The 16,893-nt window shown below is 70.2% G+C and carries 13 protein-coding genes; 8 read left to right on the top strand and 5 right to left on the bottom strand.

Annotation, left to right across the window (positions count from 1 at the left end; genetic code table 11):
• Positions 1-422: 422 nt before the first annotated feature.
• Positions 423-1,469, top strand: a complete 1,047-nt coding sequence (locus ACWDAK_RS17360; RefSeq protein WP_344640019.1) for a LacI family DNA-binding transcriptional regulator — start codon at positions 423-425, stop codon at positions 1,467-1,469.
• Positions 1,470-1,575: 106 nt separating this feature from the next.
• Here ACWDAK_RS17360 and ACWDAK_RS17355 read toward each other — a convergent pair whose 3' ends face one another.
• Positions 1,576-1,932: a DUF5994 family protein gene (locus ACWDAK_RS17355; RefSeq protein WP_425557870.1), complete on the bottom strand. Its 357-nt coding sequence runs from the start codon at positions 1,930-1,932 to the stop codon at positions 1,576-1,578.
• Between the two features lie 350 nt (positions 1,933-2,282).
• On the opposite strand from ACWDAK_RS17355, the gene ACWDAK_RS17350 reads away from it, so the two are divergent.
• A complete protein-coding gene (locus tag ACWDAK_RS17350) occupies positions 2,283-2,711 on the top strand; it encodes a CBS domain-containing protein (protein WP_344641201.1) in 429 nt (142 codons plus the stop codon).
• Here the strand turns inward: ACWDAK_RS17350 and ACWDAK_RS17345 are convergent.
• Complete coding sequence (locus ACWDAK_RS17345; protein WP_427393897.1) at positions 2,645-3,508, bottom strand: FtsX-like permease family protein; 864 nt, start codon at positions 3,506-3,508, stop codon at positions 2,645-2,647. The two genes, ACWDAK_RS17350 and ACWDAK_RS17345, sit on opposite strands and share 67 nt — an antisense overlap.
• A complete protein-coding gene (locus tag ACWDAK_RS17340; RefSeq protein WP_427393898.1) occupies positions 3,508-3,690 on the bottom strand; it encodes a hypothetical protein in 183 nt (60 codons plus the stop codon). Before ACWDAK_RS17340 ends, ACWDAK_RS17345 begins: the two co-directional genes overlap by 1 nt.
• A gap of 413 nt (positions 3,691-4,103) precedes the next feature.
• Between ACWDAK_RS17340 and ACWDAK_RS17335 the strand changes: the two genes are divergently transcribed.
• On the top strand, positions 4,104-5,927 hold the full coding sequence (locus ACWDAK_RS17335; RefSeq protein WP_427393899.1) for a glycosyltransferase family 2 protein: 1,824 nt from the start codon (positions 4,104-4,106) through the stop codon (positions 5,925-5,927).
• 489 nt (positions 5,928-6,416) lie between these two features.
• Here ACWDAK_RS17335 and ACWDAK_RS17330 read toward each other — a convergent pair whose 3' ends face one another.
• Together ACWDAK_RS17330 and ACWDAK_RS17325 are read right to left on the bottom strand one after the other, a co-directional pair.
• Positions 6,417-7,073 carry a PIG-L deacetylase family protein gene (locus tag ACWDAK_RS17330; RefSeq protein ID WP_344641198.1) on the bottom strand — a complete coding sequence of 219 codons (657 nt, stop codon included), beginning with the start codon at positions 7,071-7,073 and terminating at the stop codon, positions 6,417-6,419.
• A 658-nt stretch (positions 7,074-7,731) separates the two neighbouring features.
• Entirely contained in the window at positions 7,732-9,153 is a 1,422-nt protein-coding gene (locus ACWDAK_RS17325; protein ID WP_344641197.1) for an arylsulfotransferase family protein, read from the bottom strand.
• Between the two features lie 812 nt (positions 9,154-9,965).
• On the opposite strand from ACWDAK_RS17325, the gene ACWDAK_RS17320 reads away from it, so the two are divergent.
• The 5 genes from ACWDAK_RS17320 (at position 9,966) to ACWDAK_RS17300 (ending at position 16,635) form a co-directional block, all read left to right on the top strand.
• The gene (locus ACWDAK_RS17320; RefSeq protein ID WP_344641196.1) at positions 9,966-10,310 is read left to right on the top strand and encodes a hypothetical protein; all 345 of its coding nucleotides are present in this window, start codon (positions 9,966-9,968) and stop codon (positions 10,308-10,310) included.
• The gene (locus ACWDAK_RS17315) at positions 10,307-12,058 is read left to right on the top strand and encodes a WXG100-like domain-containing protein (protein ID WP_427393901.1); all 1,752 of its coding nucleotides are present in this window, start codon (positions 10,307-10,309) and stop codon (positions 12,056-12,058) included. Before ACWDAK_RS17320 ends, ACWDAK_RS17315 begins: the two co-directional genes overlap by 4 nt.
• A gap of 113 nt (positions 12,059-12,171) precedes the next feature.
• On the top strand, positions 12,172-12,933 hold the full coding sequence (locus ACWDAK_RS17310; protein WP_427393902.1) for a WXG100 family type VII secretion target: 762 nt from the start codon (positions 12,172-12,174) through the stop codon (positions 12,931-12,933).
• Between the two features lie 2 nt (positions 12,934-12,935).
• The gene (locus ACWDAK_RS17305) at positions 12,936-15,854 is read left to right on the top strand and encodes a WXG100-like domain-containing protein (protein WP_427393903.1); all 2,919 of its coding nucleotides are present in this window, start codon (positions 12,936-12,938) and stop codon (positions 15,852-15,854) included.
• A 61-nt stretch (positions 15,855-15,915) separates the two neighbouring features.
• Positions 15,916-16,635 (top strand): RICIN domain-containing protein, encoded by a 720-nt coding sequence (locus ACWDAK_RS17300; protein WP_344641192.1) that lies wholly within the window; start codon positions 15,916-15,918, stop codon positions 16,633-16,635.
• The last annotated feature ends 258 nt before the right edge of the window (positions 16,636-16,893 follow it).

Below are 16,893 nucleotides of genomic sequence, written 5' to 3'. Positions count from 1 at the left end.
CGAAGAGGACCTCGGCACCTCGGCGTCATAGGACATGGACTGGCTCCTGTGCCTGAAGGAGGGTGGACTGCTGGACCGAGCGCATGCGCCGACACCGGCAACACCCCCTTGGCTTGCGGACATTCCTGGGCGGGTGGCAGGAGACCTGCACGGAAGACGTGATCGGCTCCGGCCTGGTGACCGATTGACTGACGAAATGTCGGTTCTGTACGCCGGCAACGCCTGCGATCTCGCCGCCGAGTCGGCCACCTTCGGCCCGATGGGCATTCCCGAGAACCGCCGGTCAACGGGCGCGAATTGGATATGGCAGTTCAAGTCACGGGGACAGAAGGTATCCGGCCCCTCGCTTCCGCCCCGATTTCAGGTGATGCCTCGTCAGCATATTTACTGCTAGGCACAGTTGCGACGCGTAGACTTCGGACGTGAAGAAGGTAACGCGCGACGATGTGGCCAGACTTGCGGGAACCTCCACCGCTGTTGTCAGTTACGTCATCAACGACGGCCCCCGACCCGTAGCCACCGGGACCCGCGAGCGTGTGCTCTCGGCCATCGACCGACTCGGCTATCGCCCCAACCGTGTGGCCCAGGCGATGGCCAGCCGCCGCACCGATCTGCTCGGCCTGATAGTCCCCGATGCCCGCCAGCCCTTCTTCGGAGAGCTGGCACATGCAGTCGAGCAGGCCGCGGCCGACCGGGGCAAGATGGTCCTCGTCGGCAACTCCGACTATCGCGACGCACGGGAAGTCCATTATCTGCGTGCCTTTCTCGGCATGCGTGCGGCCGGCCTGATACTCGTCAGTCTCGGCCCCAGCGAGTCGGCGGCGGCCGAACTGGCCGCGTGGGATTCCCGCGTGGTCCTCATGCACGAACACCCGGAAACCATCCACGAGTTCGCCGTGGTGACCGACGATCTCGGCGGCGCCCGGCTGGCCACGAAGCATCTGCTCGAACACGGCCACGCCTACGTGGCGTGCCTGGGCGGCGCGGAATACACACCGGTCATCGGTGACCCGGTCACCGACCACGTGGCGGGCTGGCGCCAGGCCATGGCGGAGGCCGGACTGTCCACCGAGGGCCGGCTGTTCCACGCTCTGTACAGCCGGTACGACGCGTACCAGGTGGCTCTCCGCCTGCTCTCCCGGCCGGACCGGCCGACCGCTCTCTTCTGCTCGACGGACGACCAGGCGATCGGCGTGCTGCGGGCCGCCCGCGAACTGCGGATCGACGTCCCGCGTGACCTCGCCGTCGCCGGCTTCGACAACATCAAGGAGGCGGCCCTGACCGACCCGCCGCTGACCACCGTCGCCTCCGACCGCGAGGCGATGGCGCGCACGGCGGTCGAGCTGGCGATCGGCGGCGGTCCGCAGGAGGCCGGCTGGCGGGGCGATCGGCTGCGGTGCTTCCCGTCCCGCCTGGTGCTGCGCGGCTCGTGCGGCTGCCCCCACACCCCCGGGGTCTGGTCCGACTGAACGGCAGCCGCGCGGCTGACGACGCCGACGCTCACGGCGAAAGCGCCGTGCAGCTCGGCGGAGAAGACCTCGGTCGGAGTGTCCGGCGTGCGGCGGTACGGACCGTTCAGCCGAGCAGGAGTTCTGCCGCCGGGGTGTGGTTTCCGGTTGCGGAGGCTCCGGCCATCGCCAAGGCGGCCGCCCCGGAGTGAGTGCCGGGTGGCACCACCAGCAGCAGGAAGTGGTCCTGGAAGCCCCGCGTGACGCTGATCGTCGCGTCGCTGCCGGCGAACCAGTTGATCCTGATCATCAGGCCGTTCACCACGACGGACCGGGGCACGCCGTCCCAGGCCGAGGTGTCGAGGCCGACCCGGACGATGCGCCCGAGGTGGGCGCCGAGCGCGGTGATCAGGTCCGGCAGCTCGGCGAGGACGTGGTTCGAGCGGGGCCACCAGGCCCCGTCGAAGACGCCCTCCCGCGACATCGTCGGTTCCAGTTCCAGGCGAGGCAGTAGCGGGGCGTCGGGCACCGTCCACGGCCCGGAAGAGGAAGGGGCGGGGAGGGGGATCGGCATCATGCGGAGCCGCCCGTCCGGTCCACGAGGGTGGACCAATCATGACCCAGGGCGACGTCGGCGCTGATGCCGGTGTGCGGAATGTCCTCGGTTGTCTCCCACCGTACTCCGCAGCGGTCTCCCCCGGCCGCCCGCCACGGGAGTAGCCTCGAAAACATCCAGGGCATCCCGCATTCCGGTATCCGTTCCGGCTTCGTTCTGGGTGAAAAGCGTCCCGGGCAGCCCCGGCGGGCAGCCGGAGACAGGAACCGGTGAACACCGTGACCACTCACTCCCCTCAGTCGGCACGGCCCGGCCATGGCCTCACGGTCGCCGACGCCATGGAACCCTGCGACTACCAGATAGCCAACGACAGCACCGTCGACCAGGCCAATGACATCTTCCACAGCGCCCACGTCGAGTACCTCCTAGTCCGCGACCACGACGGCAGGTGCGAGGGACTGGTCACCCGCACCGGACTGCACCCGTTCCTGACCCGCTCCTGGTCCACCGAGCGGACTGCGATCAGCGCCACCTCGCACCAGCGCGGCCCGTTTGCCTGGCCGACCATGGCCCTGGCCCTGGCCGCGATCGCGATGCGGATCAAGCACCTGGTGGTCTGGCCCGTCGTCGACGAGGACGGCTACATCCTCGGCGTGCTCACGGCGGACCGCGCCACCGGGCTCCTCGCCGCCGCCTCGACTCCGTGAAGCCGTTGGTGCTCCCCGTTGCTCGGTGAGATCCGGTCGGACTGACTGAGACCAAAACTGAGAGCACGACATGACGAAGGCCCGGACCGCACCGCAGTGCGGTCCGGGCCTCTCGTCTGCCCAGATGGGCAGAGGCGGAGGATACGAGATTCGAACTCGTGAGGGGTTGCCCCCAACACGCTTTCCAATTCTGCTGAGCGCCGTTCAGCTGGATCCGTGCACATCCTGACCTGCGGCATTCTTGCCGCTGGAGAGCCTGCTGAACGTGCTTGAACGGTGGTGAACGAGACCAGAACTGAGACCTCGAACGCGGACAGCGCGACCAGCAAGGGCATCCCGATCGGCACGACCGGATAGACCCAGGTCGGGACGGTCGCCTTGTCTCGAACGAGGTCGTTGCCGAAGATGCCCCAGAACGTCTGGCGCCCCAGCTTCTTGCCGACGAGGCTGCCGAGTACCGAGCCGAGCGCGCAGCCGATCGCCGCCGGGAACGTGACCATGACGAGGTAGTCAGCCGTCACTTGGTTCGGTGTGAATCCCAGGGCCTTGAGGACTCCGATGTGCCGAAAGCCCGAGACGACGGCGCCGCTGACGACGATCAGGACCGAGACGATCAGGCCCAGGACGCCGAAGACCGTCAGGAACGGCACGTAGGTGTCGGGGCCCTTGGCGAGGTTTGCCTTGATGGCCAGGTAGGAGCTGGTCCCAGTCGGCGCGTTGGACGGCAGGCCCTTGGTGGCGGCGGCCATGTCGGTCTTCAGCGCTGCGTCGGATCCGGCGTCCTGGAAGCGGTACATCATCTGTAGGGAGGCCGCGTGCAGGGCCGGGCCTGGTCCGGTGTGACCCAGCCGCCCGCGGACTGGCTGGCCGAATCGGCATAGCCGACGATCTTGAGGTTCACACGGTCCGGGGTGACGACGTGCCGCTCGGACGTGATCAGCACGGCGCCGCCGTCCTGCCGGACCGCTTCGCCGGGCATTGAGACCCGCCGGCTTCTGCCTCGTCGACGCAGAAGTCGTCGCCGGGGCCCGTCCAGGCCCGCGCATCCGGGTCGCTGCTGACTGATCGCGCTTGAGCTGTCAGGTCGAGGAGTGCATCGGGAAGCTGCCGGAGCCGGCGGAGTGTCTCCGTGCCGTTGCGCTGCCCGCTCTTTGCCCGGCGACATCGGGCCCGCCACCTCCCTGTCCTGAACAACGACGTGGGAGTAGGGCACGGTGGTTGAGGGCTGACCAGACCGATTACGAGGCCGCCAGGGTCAAGAAAACACGTGTTGGGGACCGTCGGGAAGCGGCGGTTCACCGGGCGTGCAGGGGGTCGGCTTGCGCGGACCGGCGATGCTGCAAAAGTGGGAAAGGGGGTCCTTCCGTCATTTGTCGGGGAGGGAGTCAACAGGTGGACACATTCTTCGGAGCCGCGCTCGTCTGCAACTGCCTCGCGATGGGCAGCGCCCTCGTTCTCCTGTTCTTTCGGTACCTTCCACGGTCGGATCCCGGCCGCGCCGCTCCCGCCGGAGCGTTCGGCTGCCTGCTGGCAGTGGTCGCGGCGACCGCCGTGTACGGGCTCCGGCCCTGGCTGGTGGGGATCGCCACCGTCGAAGCCGGCATGGTCTTCCTGTTGTACCGCCGCTCGCCCATGCACCTGCCCGGCTCTCTGCTGCTCGTCTCCTTCTACTCGGCGGTGCTGGCCGCAGTGACGTGGTACATCCACTTCGCCTTCACCATCAACGTCTCAGCGCTGACGAGAGCTTTCTTCATCGCGGGTATCCCGTCCATGCTGGTGGCCCTGCCCATGTCATGCGTGCACTCCTTCCTCGACATCGAAGCCTTCTGCCGTGAGAAGTGGGCACGCCGGAACATGCCGCACGCATCCTCGGTGGTCAACGGGCCGAAGGTCTCGGTCCACTTACCGTGCTACGCCGAGCCCCCGGACATGGTGATCGCCAGCCTCGACGCTCTCGCCCGCCTGCGGTACGACAACTTCGAGGTCGTGGTGGTGGACAACAACACCAGGGACCCGGCGCTCTGGCGCCCGGTCGAGGAGCACTGCCGGAGGCTGGGCGAACGGTTCCGCTTCTTCCACGTCGCCCCGCTGGCCGGTGCGAAGGGCGGCGCGCTCAACTTCGCTCTGGCCCGGACCGCCCAGGACGCGGAACTCATCGCGCTGGTGGACGCCGACTACCAGATGGCACCCGACTTCCTCGCCCGTCTGGTCGGACACTTCGACGACAAGAGGCTCGGCTTCATCCAGGCCAAGTACAACTTCCGGGACTGGCAGGACAGCCTCTTCCGCAGCGGCGCCTACTGGGGCTACCAGGTGTCGTTCTCGATGCTCTTCCGCAGCCGTAACGACCGGATGGCCGCCTATCCGATGGGCACCTCGTGCGTACTGCGCCGGGCGGCGATCGTCGATGCGGGCGGCTGGTCGATGTCGTGCGTCACCGAGGACTCCGAGATCGGAGTCCGCATCCAGGCCGTCGGCTACAGGTCGTTCACCTTCGACGACCCGGTGGGAGCGGGCCTTGTCCCGGAAACCTTCGCCGCGTTCAAGAAGCAGCGCTTCCGCTGGACCTACGGACCGGTCCAGCAGCTCAAGCAGCACTGGCGGCTCTTCCTGCCCAGGCGTTTCGCGACGCCGTCGACGATGTCCGTCCAGCAGAAGATCCTCGGCCTGGAACACGGCTTCGTCCTTGTGACCGGGGGCCTCGGGTTCTTGACCGCAATGCCACTCGCCCTGGCAGCGCTCGTCTCGATGCTGGTCCACGGTGAGCAGCCGCCCATGAACCGGGGCCTGTGGATCGGGCTGGTCATGGGTCTGAGCTCCGCGCTGGCTCTTCGCTGGTGCCGGTACCGATACATCGCCGGCTCCGCGTCCAAGGACACCCTCATGGCCATGGTGGTGGATTCGTCCCTGTCGTGGATCTGCACCTGCGCCACGCTCCACGGCATCCTGACCAAGAACACGGCCTGGCGCCGCACCACCAAGTTCAAGGCCGGGGCCTCGGGATGGCGGGTACTCGCCTCGGTCCGTATGGAGCTTGCCCTCGCCCTCATCCTGACCGCCGCCGCGATAGGCGCCATCGCGTCCGACAGCTCAGGATTCCTGCTGCTCATCGGGGCCATCTTCGGTCTGAAGTCGGTCGTCTACTACGCGGCGGTCTGCGTTGCCTTCGTCGCCGAACGCGACCTCCGACGAGCCGCTGCCGTGGCTTCCACGTGACCCCGGCGCCGACACCCCCTGCGGTGGCATCCGGAAGCGGCGGCGGCGGGCGCCGGCGACCGGTCTGGGAGGGGAATGCCCGCTCCCGCCCGCTCACCTCCGCGCGCAACACGCTCCGGACTCCGTACTCCACCGAAAGGCCCCCGGCGGCGCGGCCGACCGCTCAGGATCCGCTGCGGCTGACCGTGCTGCACGTTGCGGCCACCACCTCGGCGCAGTGGGACGCCGCGCCGAGGTGGTGGCGTGTCCCGAACGATTGGAAGCGGTGGGTGCGCAGGCCGAACGTGGCGGTGCTGCCGGCCGGTGACGAACGGGTGCAGGTGGTGAATCCGTCCGTGACCCGATCCGAAATGAGCGGTACGGGATAGGCCAAGTGCAGGACGCGAATCAGGGCCGCGCCGTCGACAGTGTCAGCGATGCGTGTCTCGCTGGAGCCCTGGCATGCCACGGACGGGGACTGCTCGACAGCGGGCCTGCTCGGACCGCTGCTCAGTCCTCCGGGCCGAGCAGCGTGATCAGCGAGGCCTCGAACGCCTCGAAGTACCGGCCGTGCGCCGCGCGGGCCGGGGTCAGACTCCAGCCCGCTTCCGCCGCCCGGTGCCGGGTGTACTCCTCGCTGAGGTACCAGCGGCCGCCCTGGGTCTGGTGGGCCTGCAGCGCCTTGACCTTGTCGGCGAGCACGTCGGTGACGTCGACCAGCACGTTGGGGCGGAAGGTGTTGCGGGGGGCGTGCGGCTCGCCGTGCAGGATTGCGGTGCAGCTCGGCACCCGGGTAGCCGCGTTCGAGGCGGCCTTGGCGACGGCCAGGTGGTCCTGGTGGTCGTTGCCACTGTGCTGGCTGTGGGTCAGCAGCATCGTGCAGCCGAGACGGACCAGCTCGCTCTCGATCCGTGAGATCAGCTCCCGGTCCGCTCTGAGCGCCCCGTCCGACAGCCCGAGGCAGACCACCTCGATGCCGGTGTCGGCGAAGGAGACGGCGGACTCGGCCAGGCGTTCCTGTTCACCCAGCCGTACCCGGTCGCGGTCGGTGAGCGAGACACCGTTGACGCCGTTGGTGGCGATGACGACTGTGACGGCGACGCCGAGCCGGCGGAAGCGGCACAACGTCCCGTAGCACATCAGTTCGGCATCGTCCGGGTGTGCCACCACCGCCACAACACAGTCAGGCTGTGAGAGCACGGTTAGTCCCCTCCGGGAAGTCCCGCCGGCCCCGCGACGGGATGGCTTGCATCGGCCCCTTGTACTTCCCGGCATACGGGATGATTCCACCCTGCGCCACCCGGAAGACGACCCGGCTCCACAGCGTGCGGCACCCTCGGCGGCCTGCTGTCCGGCAGCGGCCTGTCACCCTGGCGGCACCGGCTTGTCGCCGGGGCGGCGGCGCTTATGGCAGGAGGTCAATAGCCAGGGCGACAGGCGGGTACGCCCGAGCGAGGGAGGTCGGTCCCGTGGTGGCTTCCCAGCACTCGGCGTTACCAGTCTGGGGTGGCCTGCCAGCCGCAAAGGGCTCGCGAAGCAAGTGGCGGGGTCCGCCGAGGAGCCCGGCTGGGGCCAGTGACGACTGCCCGGTCAAGCCCAAAATCCGAACCGACAACAAAACTGACCGGAACTGAGACCAGGCTGGGGCTGCCGTTCGACAGTCGCGGGCGATGCTGCCACCGAAAACGGCCCGAGGAGCGGTCCTTCCTGCGGAGTCCGACTTGGTACCGATCACACCTCCACCGTGCTGGACCGTTGGTCGGCACGCTTCGGCGGCCGGCGGGGAAGCGTGTTGGTGCAGGCCGTCGCATCGAGCCGTCGACCGTCAACCGGAGCGGGTCACGACGTGGGACGTCCCGATGACCTCCCCCTTCGCGTTCAGCGCCCTCACCTGGAAGTACGGTCCCGGGTTGTCCGTCGTGACGGCCGTCTCGAAGCCGGTCCGGTCGGCGTGGTCGACGACCACCGACAGGGAACGGGCGTCCGGTCCGGCCAGCACCTGCCACGCTCTGGTCTGCGTTGAACCGTTCCAGGAGGCGTAGACGGTGCTCTGCCCGCCGCTGCCGCCGCGCGCCGCCGCACTGGGCGGATACCACGGCTTGCCGACCCACTTGTGGCGGAACGCCCGGTACGAGATGTCGGAGCCCGGCATCATGGCGTCGTAGAGCAGGTTCTTCGAGCCGTCGCCCTCGGTGTTCCCGGCACCCCTGTACTCCGAGTAGTACGACTCCTGCCCCCACCCGACGAACTCGTCGCCGTTGGTGAGCGCCTGGGTGTCTCCCTGGGACGCCGCGTACAACCCCGGTGCGTGGTAGTAGGTCCGCACCGCGGTCGCGCGGTGGTTGAGGAAGTCGAGGTTGAGGATCAGGCCGTGTGACTGTTGTTCGGGGGTGCCGTCCGGCTGGTCGCAGCAGCCGTCGTCGAACATGCTGATCCGGTTTCCCGGCCGAAACCGGGCGTGGTGCTGCCAGTAGAAGTCCGCGTTCGGGCCGAAGCTGAAGTCGCTTCTCTTGCCGCCGAGTTGCCAGCGGATGTCGCCTGTCTGCCGCGCGACGTCGTATACCGCCCAGAGGTTTCGGGCCGAGATCAGCAGCTGGCCGTCGGGGCCCTCGTCGATCGAGTTCACGTGGTACGCGTCCCACACCCCGCCGGACGAGGACGCCGAGGAGGCCGACACCTCGGAGTCCGCCGGGTTCACGTGGTCCAGGATGTCCCACGAGAAGACGAGTCTCCCGGTCGCGAGATCGACCTCCTGGACCTCGCTGTCCTCGATGGCTCCGTTCTTCGGCCCCCCGTACGGGGTGAGGTCCATCGGGACCGGCTTGGACGCGATGAACAGTGCGGTCCCCCGGCGCGTCAGGAGGAACTCGTGGAAATCCGGGTAGAAGCCGTGCCGGGCGAAGACCGTCCTGAGCAGGCGGTAGTGGTCGTCGTAGATGTAGTAGCAGCCTCCCGGCTCGGGGGCGCCGCCGGGAAGGTCGGTGTAATACGGGGGAATCGCGATGGTTCCCTGCCAGAACGTCAACACCGGCTGCGTGACGCCGGTCCGGGGGTTGTGGTACGTCTGCACCCGGAAGTCGCCGTTCTCGAGGTTCGCGACGGGAAGCGGGCGGAACCAGACCGGATCGCCGGAGTCTTCGAGCATCAGCGCCCCGGTCTGGCCGACCGGCTGGGTGAGGTTGTACGGGGCGACGAAGACGTCCCCCGGGGCCGTGCCCCGTTGTCGCGTGGCAACGGTGACCCGCATGGGATGCAGCTTCGGCGCGGACACGAAGCTCCACACATCGCTGCCGGAGGTGATCGGTGGCGGTACGCTCGTCGCCGGCGGGGCGGGCCGGGTCGCGCACTGGGCACGGTCCCATTCCATCAGGTCGGAGGCTGCAGTCGTGCCTGCCCCTAGCGAACCGAGTGCCCCAGCCGTCACCATCACCGTCGCAGCCGCCATCCAGCGGTGCCAGGCACCCATAGCTGCAGGCACGTCCCTCCTCCTTCTGCTGCTCACCCGCGCGGAATCGGAGCGATGGCTCCACCGACCTGGCGGTCCTGCCCGGAAGCAGCGGGAAGCCAGCGCCCCACACGAGGTTGCACCGGCCGGCGGCGTTCGCCTCGGAGGTCCTCGCCCTTGGTGACCTATACGGCCCACAGGTGGCACCCGAACAGGCCAGACGACCGGCCGGTGGCCGAGCAGTCCCGCTGGACGGCTGGGTGACGCCCCGCGGTGGCCTCTCCGGCAGGTGGCCAAGGACGCCGACGGGGACGACTCACAGGCCCCCGGGAAGGGCAGTTGGGACTACGGATGGGACGACGAACGACGAGGGCCCGGACAGCATGGCTGTCCGGGCCCTCGTTTGCCCTGGCGGGCAGAGGCGGAGGATACGAGATTCGAACTCGTGAGGGGTTGCCCCCAACGCGCTTTCCAAGCGTGCTGGCGGGCCCGGCGCACAACGGACGTCGGGTGGCGTTTTGCAGAATACTTATCGATCAATTACCGGCGTGAGAGACCGTCAATCCTTGGGTGGCCGTGAGATGGCCCGGACACCTTGAGGACGGGGGAACAGGATGGGCAGCGGGACGTTCTGGATCGACCTTCACGAGGTCGAGGCGGCTGCCAGGAAGATCGAGAGCATCGTTCGCGAGCTGGAGTCCGGTACCGCACGGGTCGAGAGCGCGGTGCGGCGGGTTCCCCAAGCCGGGTACGGCACCGATCAGTTGGGCAGGGCTCTGTCCGGTAGTGGGTCCGGGGCCGGCGGGCTGGTCGAGCACCAGCAGCAGGCCCTCCAGGGGATCCACCGCTACCTGCGGAACTCCGCTGCGATGGCGGAGAACCTGCTGCTGATGTGCCGGCGGTACCGCGAGACCGACGGTGCCAATGCCGCTGCACTCCAAAGCGGTGGTCCGTCGTGATCGAGCTGCCCGCCGACCTGGCCGAGGTGCTGACGGTCGTCCAGCTCCGTGAGGACGGAACCGAGATTGCCTTCCCCGATGTCGACGAGGACCAGCTCACGGAACTCGCCGAAGCCTGGGAGGCCTGGACCGCTGCCGCCGAGCCCCGGATCCAGGCCATCGTGGCCTGTGCGCGGCAGGCCGTGGCCCATATGTCCGGGGAGGCCGCCGACGGCTTCCACCGGTACCTGGAGCGGTACAGCGGCCGTGACGACGCTCATGCGGTCACCACGCTGGAGACCGGGCTCGCGATGGCCCACTGCCTGCGCGGCGCTTCCGGTACTGTCGCCCGTGCCAAGACAACGATGGTCGAGCAGCTCTGGTCGACCAAGCACTACCTCGACAGCAGCCTGCCGGGCGCCTCGCCCGAGGTGGCGGCGCAGTCCGAGGGCGTGCGGTTGACCGTGGACTCGTGCAGACACCATGTCGGCCAGGCGGGCGCCGAGGTCGACTCGATGCTTCGCCGGAGCGCGGACCGGATCGAGCGCATGGACGGTGCCGGGCAGGTCTGCGCACTCGGTGGCACCAGTACCCGGGACGGCGGCACCGCCGGCGCGTTCGCCTCGGCCGAAGTCCCCGGCAGGGCAGGCGGATCGGCGTGCCCGGCGAACGGCTCCGCGACCGCCGGGCTGAGTCTGGCGGGTTTCACCGGTGCCGTCGCGAGTGCGGACGTGCCGGGCGCGGCACCTGCCGCCGACCTTGCCGGGGCTTCCGGGGCCCCGGGGGATTCCGGGGGTGCGTCCTCCGGTGCGCTCGGTGCGGCCGCGGTCGGCGCGGGTGCCGTCAACGGGGCTGCGGGGCGCGGGCCTGCCGTCGGCGGGACGGCGGGCCGGGCAGGGGCGGGGATCATGCCGTCCGCTGCGGGCGCGGGTCCCGATGCACGGTCCCGCACGGTGCCGGGCGCCGGTGGGCAGAGCACGCTCCAGCCGACACGGCAACCGCTCGGCTCGGGTGCGGGCTCCGCTAGCGGCGGGCGGGCGGGCTCGGGTGCCGCCACTGCCGGTGCGGGCGCCTCCGGCCGGGGCCCCGTCATCGGCGGCATGCACGGTACCGGTCGCGCCGGGGGCAAGAAGAACACGGGTGGCAGGCGCAGGCCCGGACTCCTCACCGAGGAGGCACCGGAGCAGGAGGAGATACTCACCGACTCCGGCATCCAGGGCCAGGCCGGGGACGCCCCGGTACGTGACCGGCGGGCGCAACAGGCACGGCAGCGCTGGCTGGACGACGCGCGGACCGGCGCCGCCGGAGAGCGCCGGGCGGGAGCCCCGCAGACGCCCGGCGAGGAGGAGCCCCCGCCCGAGGGGGACAGCGATCTCCTCAAGCAGCTGACGAGCGTGGTGCTCGGCCCCGAGCCGGAAGGAAAGGGGCCGGCGGCGGCTTCCGGTCCGGCCGGAGCCGGTGGAGCCGCAGCCGGGCAGGCCGAGGGCCGGCCGGCCGGTGACGGCGCGGGCGTCGAGCAGGGCCGGACGGCCACCCCGCGGCGCCGGGGCGAGCCGGACCAGGGCACAGGTGCCGGGGCATCGGCGCAGACCGGAGCGGAGGCCGCGACCAAGCGCGCGCCGCTGCGGGAGGAGGGCGGCTACCAGGTGCCCAGCCCGCATCTGCGGGCCGCGCTCGCGAAGTTGGCGACCTCCGGTGCGTTCGACAGGTCCGAACCCACCTCGGCGCCCCCGCGGTCTTCGGCCGTGCCGCAGAGCCCTCAGCAGTGAGCGGCTGCGCAGACAACGAGTAACGCGTGCTGTCGGCCGTCGGCCAGCGCTCGCAGCCATTCCGCCCACCGGTCGTCCGACCGGTGGGCGGCACAAGTCGGTGAGGAAGTGTCATGGAAGATCCGTTCAGCACGAAGGTGCATGGGCCCGGCGAGGCGCCGACGCCGAGCAGCCAGTCGACGGGGCCGGCGACAGGGTCGATGGCCGTCGGTCCGCAGGGCGCCGGAATGGCGACGATGGCCGTCGGTTCGCCCGCCCCCGGCATGGGAACCGCCGCCGTCGGTTCACCCGCTCCTGGAATGGCGACGATGGCCGTCGGTTCGCCCGCCCCCGGCATGGGAACCCTGACGGTCTCCCGGGGTGCGGCGGCCCACGCGGCCCAGGCGGCGCCCACGGCCGCAAGCGCGGGCACGGGTATCAAGATCAGCCCTGAGCAGTACCGGACGGCGAGTTCCCCGATGTCCGCCGCCGCCGACCGTGTCTCACAGCTGTATCTCGGCCTCGACGGGTTCCTGACCAGCATGAACGCGACCTCGCCCTGGGGCAAGGACCACGCGGGAGAACAGTTCGCCGAAGGGGAGAAGGGCTACCTGGCCTACAGCGCGGCCACGCTCAAGGGGCTGAAGAACCTCCCCGCTGCCCTGCACCGCGTCGCGGAAGGCCTGAAGACGATGGCACAGAACTACGAGTCGGCCGAGTCCGACACGGTCGCCGACCTCAACGGCCGCGGCCGGGACCTCCAGGTGGTGGAGTCCCTGCCCACTCCGGTGATCACCCTTCCGCCCGCAGGTGCCACGGCCGGCCCGCCGTCACCGGTGGTGCTCAGCGCGACCAACCGCGAGATCGGCCGCGGCCGCATCGGTGGGGGGCGCTGATCATGGCTGTGGAGGTACCCGAACCCCTGCAGTGGGTTCTGCTGCTGCTGTCGGGCGCCCGCTGGCCCGAGGCCGACGAGGACAACCTGCGGCAGATGGCCGAGCACTGGCGCTCCGTGGCGAGCGCTCTCGACGACATCGGCGAGACCTCGGACGCCACGATGCGACGTGCACTGGCCGACCAGCAGGGCGTGGCCGCAACGAAGTTGACCGAGTACTGGGCCAACTTCACGACGGGCAAGGGCGAGGAGCAGCCCGGCGTCTTCCCGGGTCTGGTCGCGGCGTGCAACGGCATGGGCGACATGCTGGAGTCGATGGCCAACTCCGCTGAGACGGCCAAGATCCAGATCATCGCTCAACTGGGCATCCTGGCCGTCGACATCGCGACTGCCGAGGTGGAGGCGCCCTTCACCGCGGGCGTCTCGCTGGCTCAGATCCCGGTCGCGGTCGCCGCCATCCGCACGGTCGTCCAGCAGATCATCAAGAAACTGGCGCTGGAGGCCTTGGAGTTCGCGGCCAAGCAGGCCGTCCAGATGGCCGCCATCAACCTGCTCGCCCAGTCCATCGAGGTCATGCAGGGGCACCGCAAGAGTGTCGACCTGAACGAGGTGGGCCAGAACGCCGCGAGCGGTGCGGTGGCCGGTGCATCCGGCAACCTGCTGGGCAAGGGCGTCGGCGCGGCCGGCGCCAAGGCCGGGCTCGGCCGGGTGATGGGCACCCTGCCGGGCAGGATGGTCACGGCCGGAGCGGTCGGGGTCGGCGCGGACGTCATCACCCAGGCGGTCACCACCGGCAAGGTGGACAGTCACAGCCTGCTCGGCTCCGGCCTCAGCGGCGCCACGGGCGCCGGTCTGCACGCCGGTGGCGCCGCGCTCAACGAGCACTTCCGGCCTCCCGCCGAAGCCCCGCACGCGGGTGTGCCGACCGGCGCGGAGGTGCAGCCCGGTGCCGGCGAGCACGGCGCGGCGGTCCCGCGGTCGGCGGAGGGCACCGGCGCGGCCGCCGGCTCGGACGGTCCGGCTCCGGCGAGCGGTGCGACGCACCCGGGAGCCGACGGCTCGGCCCACCCCGTCACGTCGGACCACACGAGCACGGGGGCTGCCGCTCCCGCGGGAGAGGCCGGTTCCCCGGCCCAACCTATGTCGCGGGGCATCGGCGACGGCGCTGCTCCGGCCGCCGGGGCCGCTCCCGGACACGTCGAGACATCACCCGCGTTCGAGGGCCCGATGCACGCACCCGCCGCTGAGACCGGCCATCCGGCGCCGCACTCGGCCGTGGACAGCGGAGCTCCACTGACTACTGGTGAGCCGGGCACGGCGGGCGGGCACGGTGTTCCGGCTGCGTCCGGCCTTCATGTCGCGGATGCTCCCTCACCGCACCTGCCGCCGGCCGAAACACCGATGGCAGCGCACGACGCCCCCGCCCCGATCAGGCTCGGCCCGCACGCGGCCGACGTACCCTCACCGCACCTGCCACCAACCGAGACCCCGTCGGAAGTCCACGAGACCCCCGTCCCCATCAACCTCGGCCCCCACGCAGCGGACGTTCGCTCGCCGAACCTCGCGCACACCGAGGTCGCGGCGGTGGCCCAGCCGGAGACGATCGGCCAGGGCCCGTCCGCTTCCGTCCATCGCGGGTCGCCCGCCGAGGCACCGAACCTGACGCCGGGTCCGGGTGACGCGTCACGGACCGCAACCGAGCGGCCGGCCGGTCAGACGCAGCCGACGCGTGGGCTGCACGAGCATCCCTCCGGTCCGGCGCTGGTCTACCCGATCCAGCAGTCCGCGGTGCAGAAGGCGCTCTTCAAGGCGAAGAACCTGGTGAGACCGGACGTTCCGGCCGCCGTGCACGAGCTGAAGGAACTCATGCCGCAGCAGAGTTCCGGCGGCAAGTACCTGCACCCGGAGTCCGGCACCGGGCGGCCCTTCGAGGGCATCCATCTGAACACGCGTACCAACACGCTCAAGACCGATCACGACCCGACCACGCTCAACGATCTCTCGTCACAGGTCGTGCGCACGGTCCGGAACGACACCGACGCGGCGCTCACCCGCTGGGCGCCCGACAAGGTCAGCGGAAGCGGACAGGAGAGGATCGAGGCGGCGGCTCGCCTGGACTACCGGACGGCCGACTACTGGAAGGGACAGGACGCCCGCCGCGAGCAGCTCGACGTCATCGTGGCGGCCAACACCGCGAGTTCGCCCGCCGGACTCTCCCCTGAGTCCCTGCACCGGGTGGACACCGCGCTGCACGACGCCCCGGACGCCGTCACCGGTGCCGGCCGGATCCTCGCGCAGCACCAGGGCTTCGTGCTGGGCGAGGTGCACTCGGCGTCGACCAGCTGGCCGTTCCTGAAGGAGAACATGACGGCCCTTCGAGAACACGGCGTTAGGACGGTGTACCTGGAGGCTCTGCGGGACGACAGCTTCCAGCACCACCTGGACACCCATCTGCGCTCCCCGGAGGGGTCGGCGATGCCACCGGAACTCGACACGATGATCTCGCGCTACGACTCCTCGCACGGCTCGCTGCCGGGCAACGGTCTGCGCGAGGTGGTGGAGGCGGCCAAGGCCGAGGGCGTCGACATCCGGGCGGTGGACGGGCGTCCGGCCCGCCGGGAGGCCGGCGAGTGGGGGCTGTACGAGCGGGCGGCACGGTTCAACACCTATGCGGCCGACGCGGTCGCCGGCGACGGGAAGTACGTGATGGTGGTCGGGAAGGCGCACGTCCATCCGCACCCGGCTCCGGACGGCGCGACTCCCGTGAGCCCGATCCACTCCGAACTCCCGGCGCCCGGCCTCTCCCAACTGCTCCGGGTACCCGGGCTGGAGCTGCAGGACGGGCCTGGCGGGTCGGTGTTGCGACACATGCGACCGCCCGCTGCGGAACCGGTGGCGCCGGCGGGCGCGGGGCAGCCGTGACCTTCCGCCGTCCATCGTGCCCCGAGCCGGTCGAACCGTTCTCTCACAGCAAGGAACTCCCGTGCACCAACCGGCGCTGATGGCCGCCAAGGCCGTCGCCTACCTCACCGTCGTCCCCGGTATGCTCCTGATCGCCACGGTCGGGCATCCGGACACGGTGACCACCGCGCCATCGCGCCCCGCGCCGGGCCCGATCGGCATGTACTCCGGTCCGCTGGAGAGCTGGGGTCCCGGTCCGCTCGGCGCCCCGGACATCCCGCCGGTGACGGCCGCGACCATGACGGCGGTCGCCCCGTACCGGGGCCTGGGCACGCTGGACGTGTGGGAATCCGCCCAGCGGATGGACGCCCTCGGCGCCAAGGTGTCCTCCGCCGCCGAAGGTACGGTGGTCGGCACCCGCGAGAAGCCCGGTGAGAACAGCCAGGAGTGGATCCTCCAGCCGCAGCAGGACGGCGAGTTCACCGTCCGGTCCCTGCTGTCCGGCGGCACCTCCGGCCCGCTGGTGCTCACCGCCGAGCCCGACGGCCTGGTGGACCTTCGAAGCGACCGCTCGCAGACCGGGGAGGAAGTCAGTGCGCAGCTCTGGCGGTTCGCCGAACGGATGCCCGTGATCCGGCTCGACCCGGTCGCCCGGCGGCCGGCCATGCGCTTCAGGATCCGCGCGCACCAAGGAGGTTGCCTGGTCGCCGCACCGGCCGGCGGGCCGCTGTCGGTCGGGGACTGCGCGAGTGCCGGCACCTGGTGGAGCGACCGGGGCCTGCACGCCCGGACAGCCGTCTGATGGCTCCCGGCATGACCGAAAGGTTTTGCCCGCGACACCGAGAATTCCACCGGAGTCCGGTGTCAACCGGCTTCCGGCGGTCCATGCTCAGAAGCAGCACGACCGGAGTCCCCGCCGTCCCGTACGGCGGGGCCTCCCGCACCAAACTCGTACAAGGAGACCTGTTGAGCAACGAGAGCCTGGCCAACCTGCTCAAGGAGGAGCGCCGTTTCGCTCCGCCCGCGGAACTCGCCGCCGCCGCCAACGTCACCGCGGCCG

The organism is Kitasatospora sp. NPDC001175 (assembly GCF_053598215.1).
This window is presented reverse-complemented; position numbering and strand designations above follow the sequence as displayed.

Excerpts from the sequence above, each read along its gene's own strand:
- ACWDAK_RS17355 (WP_425557870.1), bottom strand. The coding sequence starts at position 1,932 with ATGTCGCGGGAGGGCGTCTTCGACGGGGCCTGGTGGCCCCGCTCGAAC.
- ACWDAK_RS17345 (WP_427393897.1), bottom strand. The coding sequence starts at position 3,508 with ATGTACCGCTTCCAGGACGCCGGATCCGACGCAGCGCTGAAGACCGAC.
- ACWDAK_RS17340 (WP_427393898.1), bottom strand. The coding sequence starts at position 3,690 with ATGCCCGGCGAAGCGGTCCGGCAGGACGGCGGCGCCGTGCTGATCACG.
- ACWDAK_RS17325 (WP_344641197.1), bottom strand. The coding sequence starts at position 9,153 with ATGCGGGTCACCGTTGCCACGCGACAACGGGGCACGGCCCCGGGGGAC.
- ACWDAK_RS17320 (WP_344641196.1), top strand. The coding sequence starts at position 9,966 with ATGGGCAGCGGGACGTTCTGGATCGACCTTCACGAGGTCGAGGCGGCT.
- ACWDAK_RS17310 (WP_427393902.1), top strand. The coding sequence starts at position 12,172 with ATGGAAGATCCGTTCAGCACGAAGGTGCATGGGCCCGGCGAGGCGCCG.
- ACWDAK_RS17305 (WP_427393903.1), top strand. The coding sequence starts at position 12,936 with ATGGCTGTGGAGGTACCCGAACCCCTGCAGTGGGTTCTGCTGCTGCTG.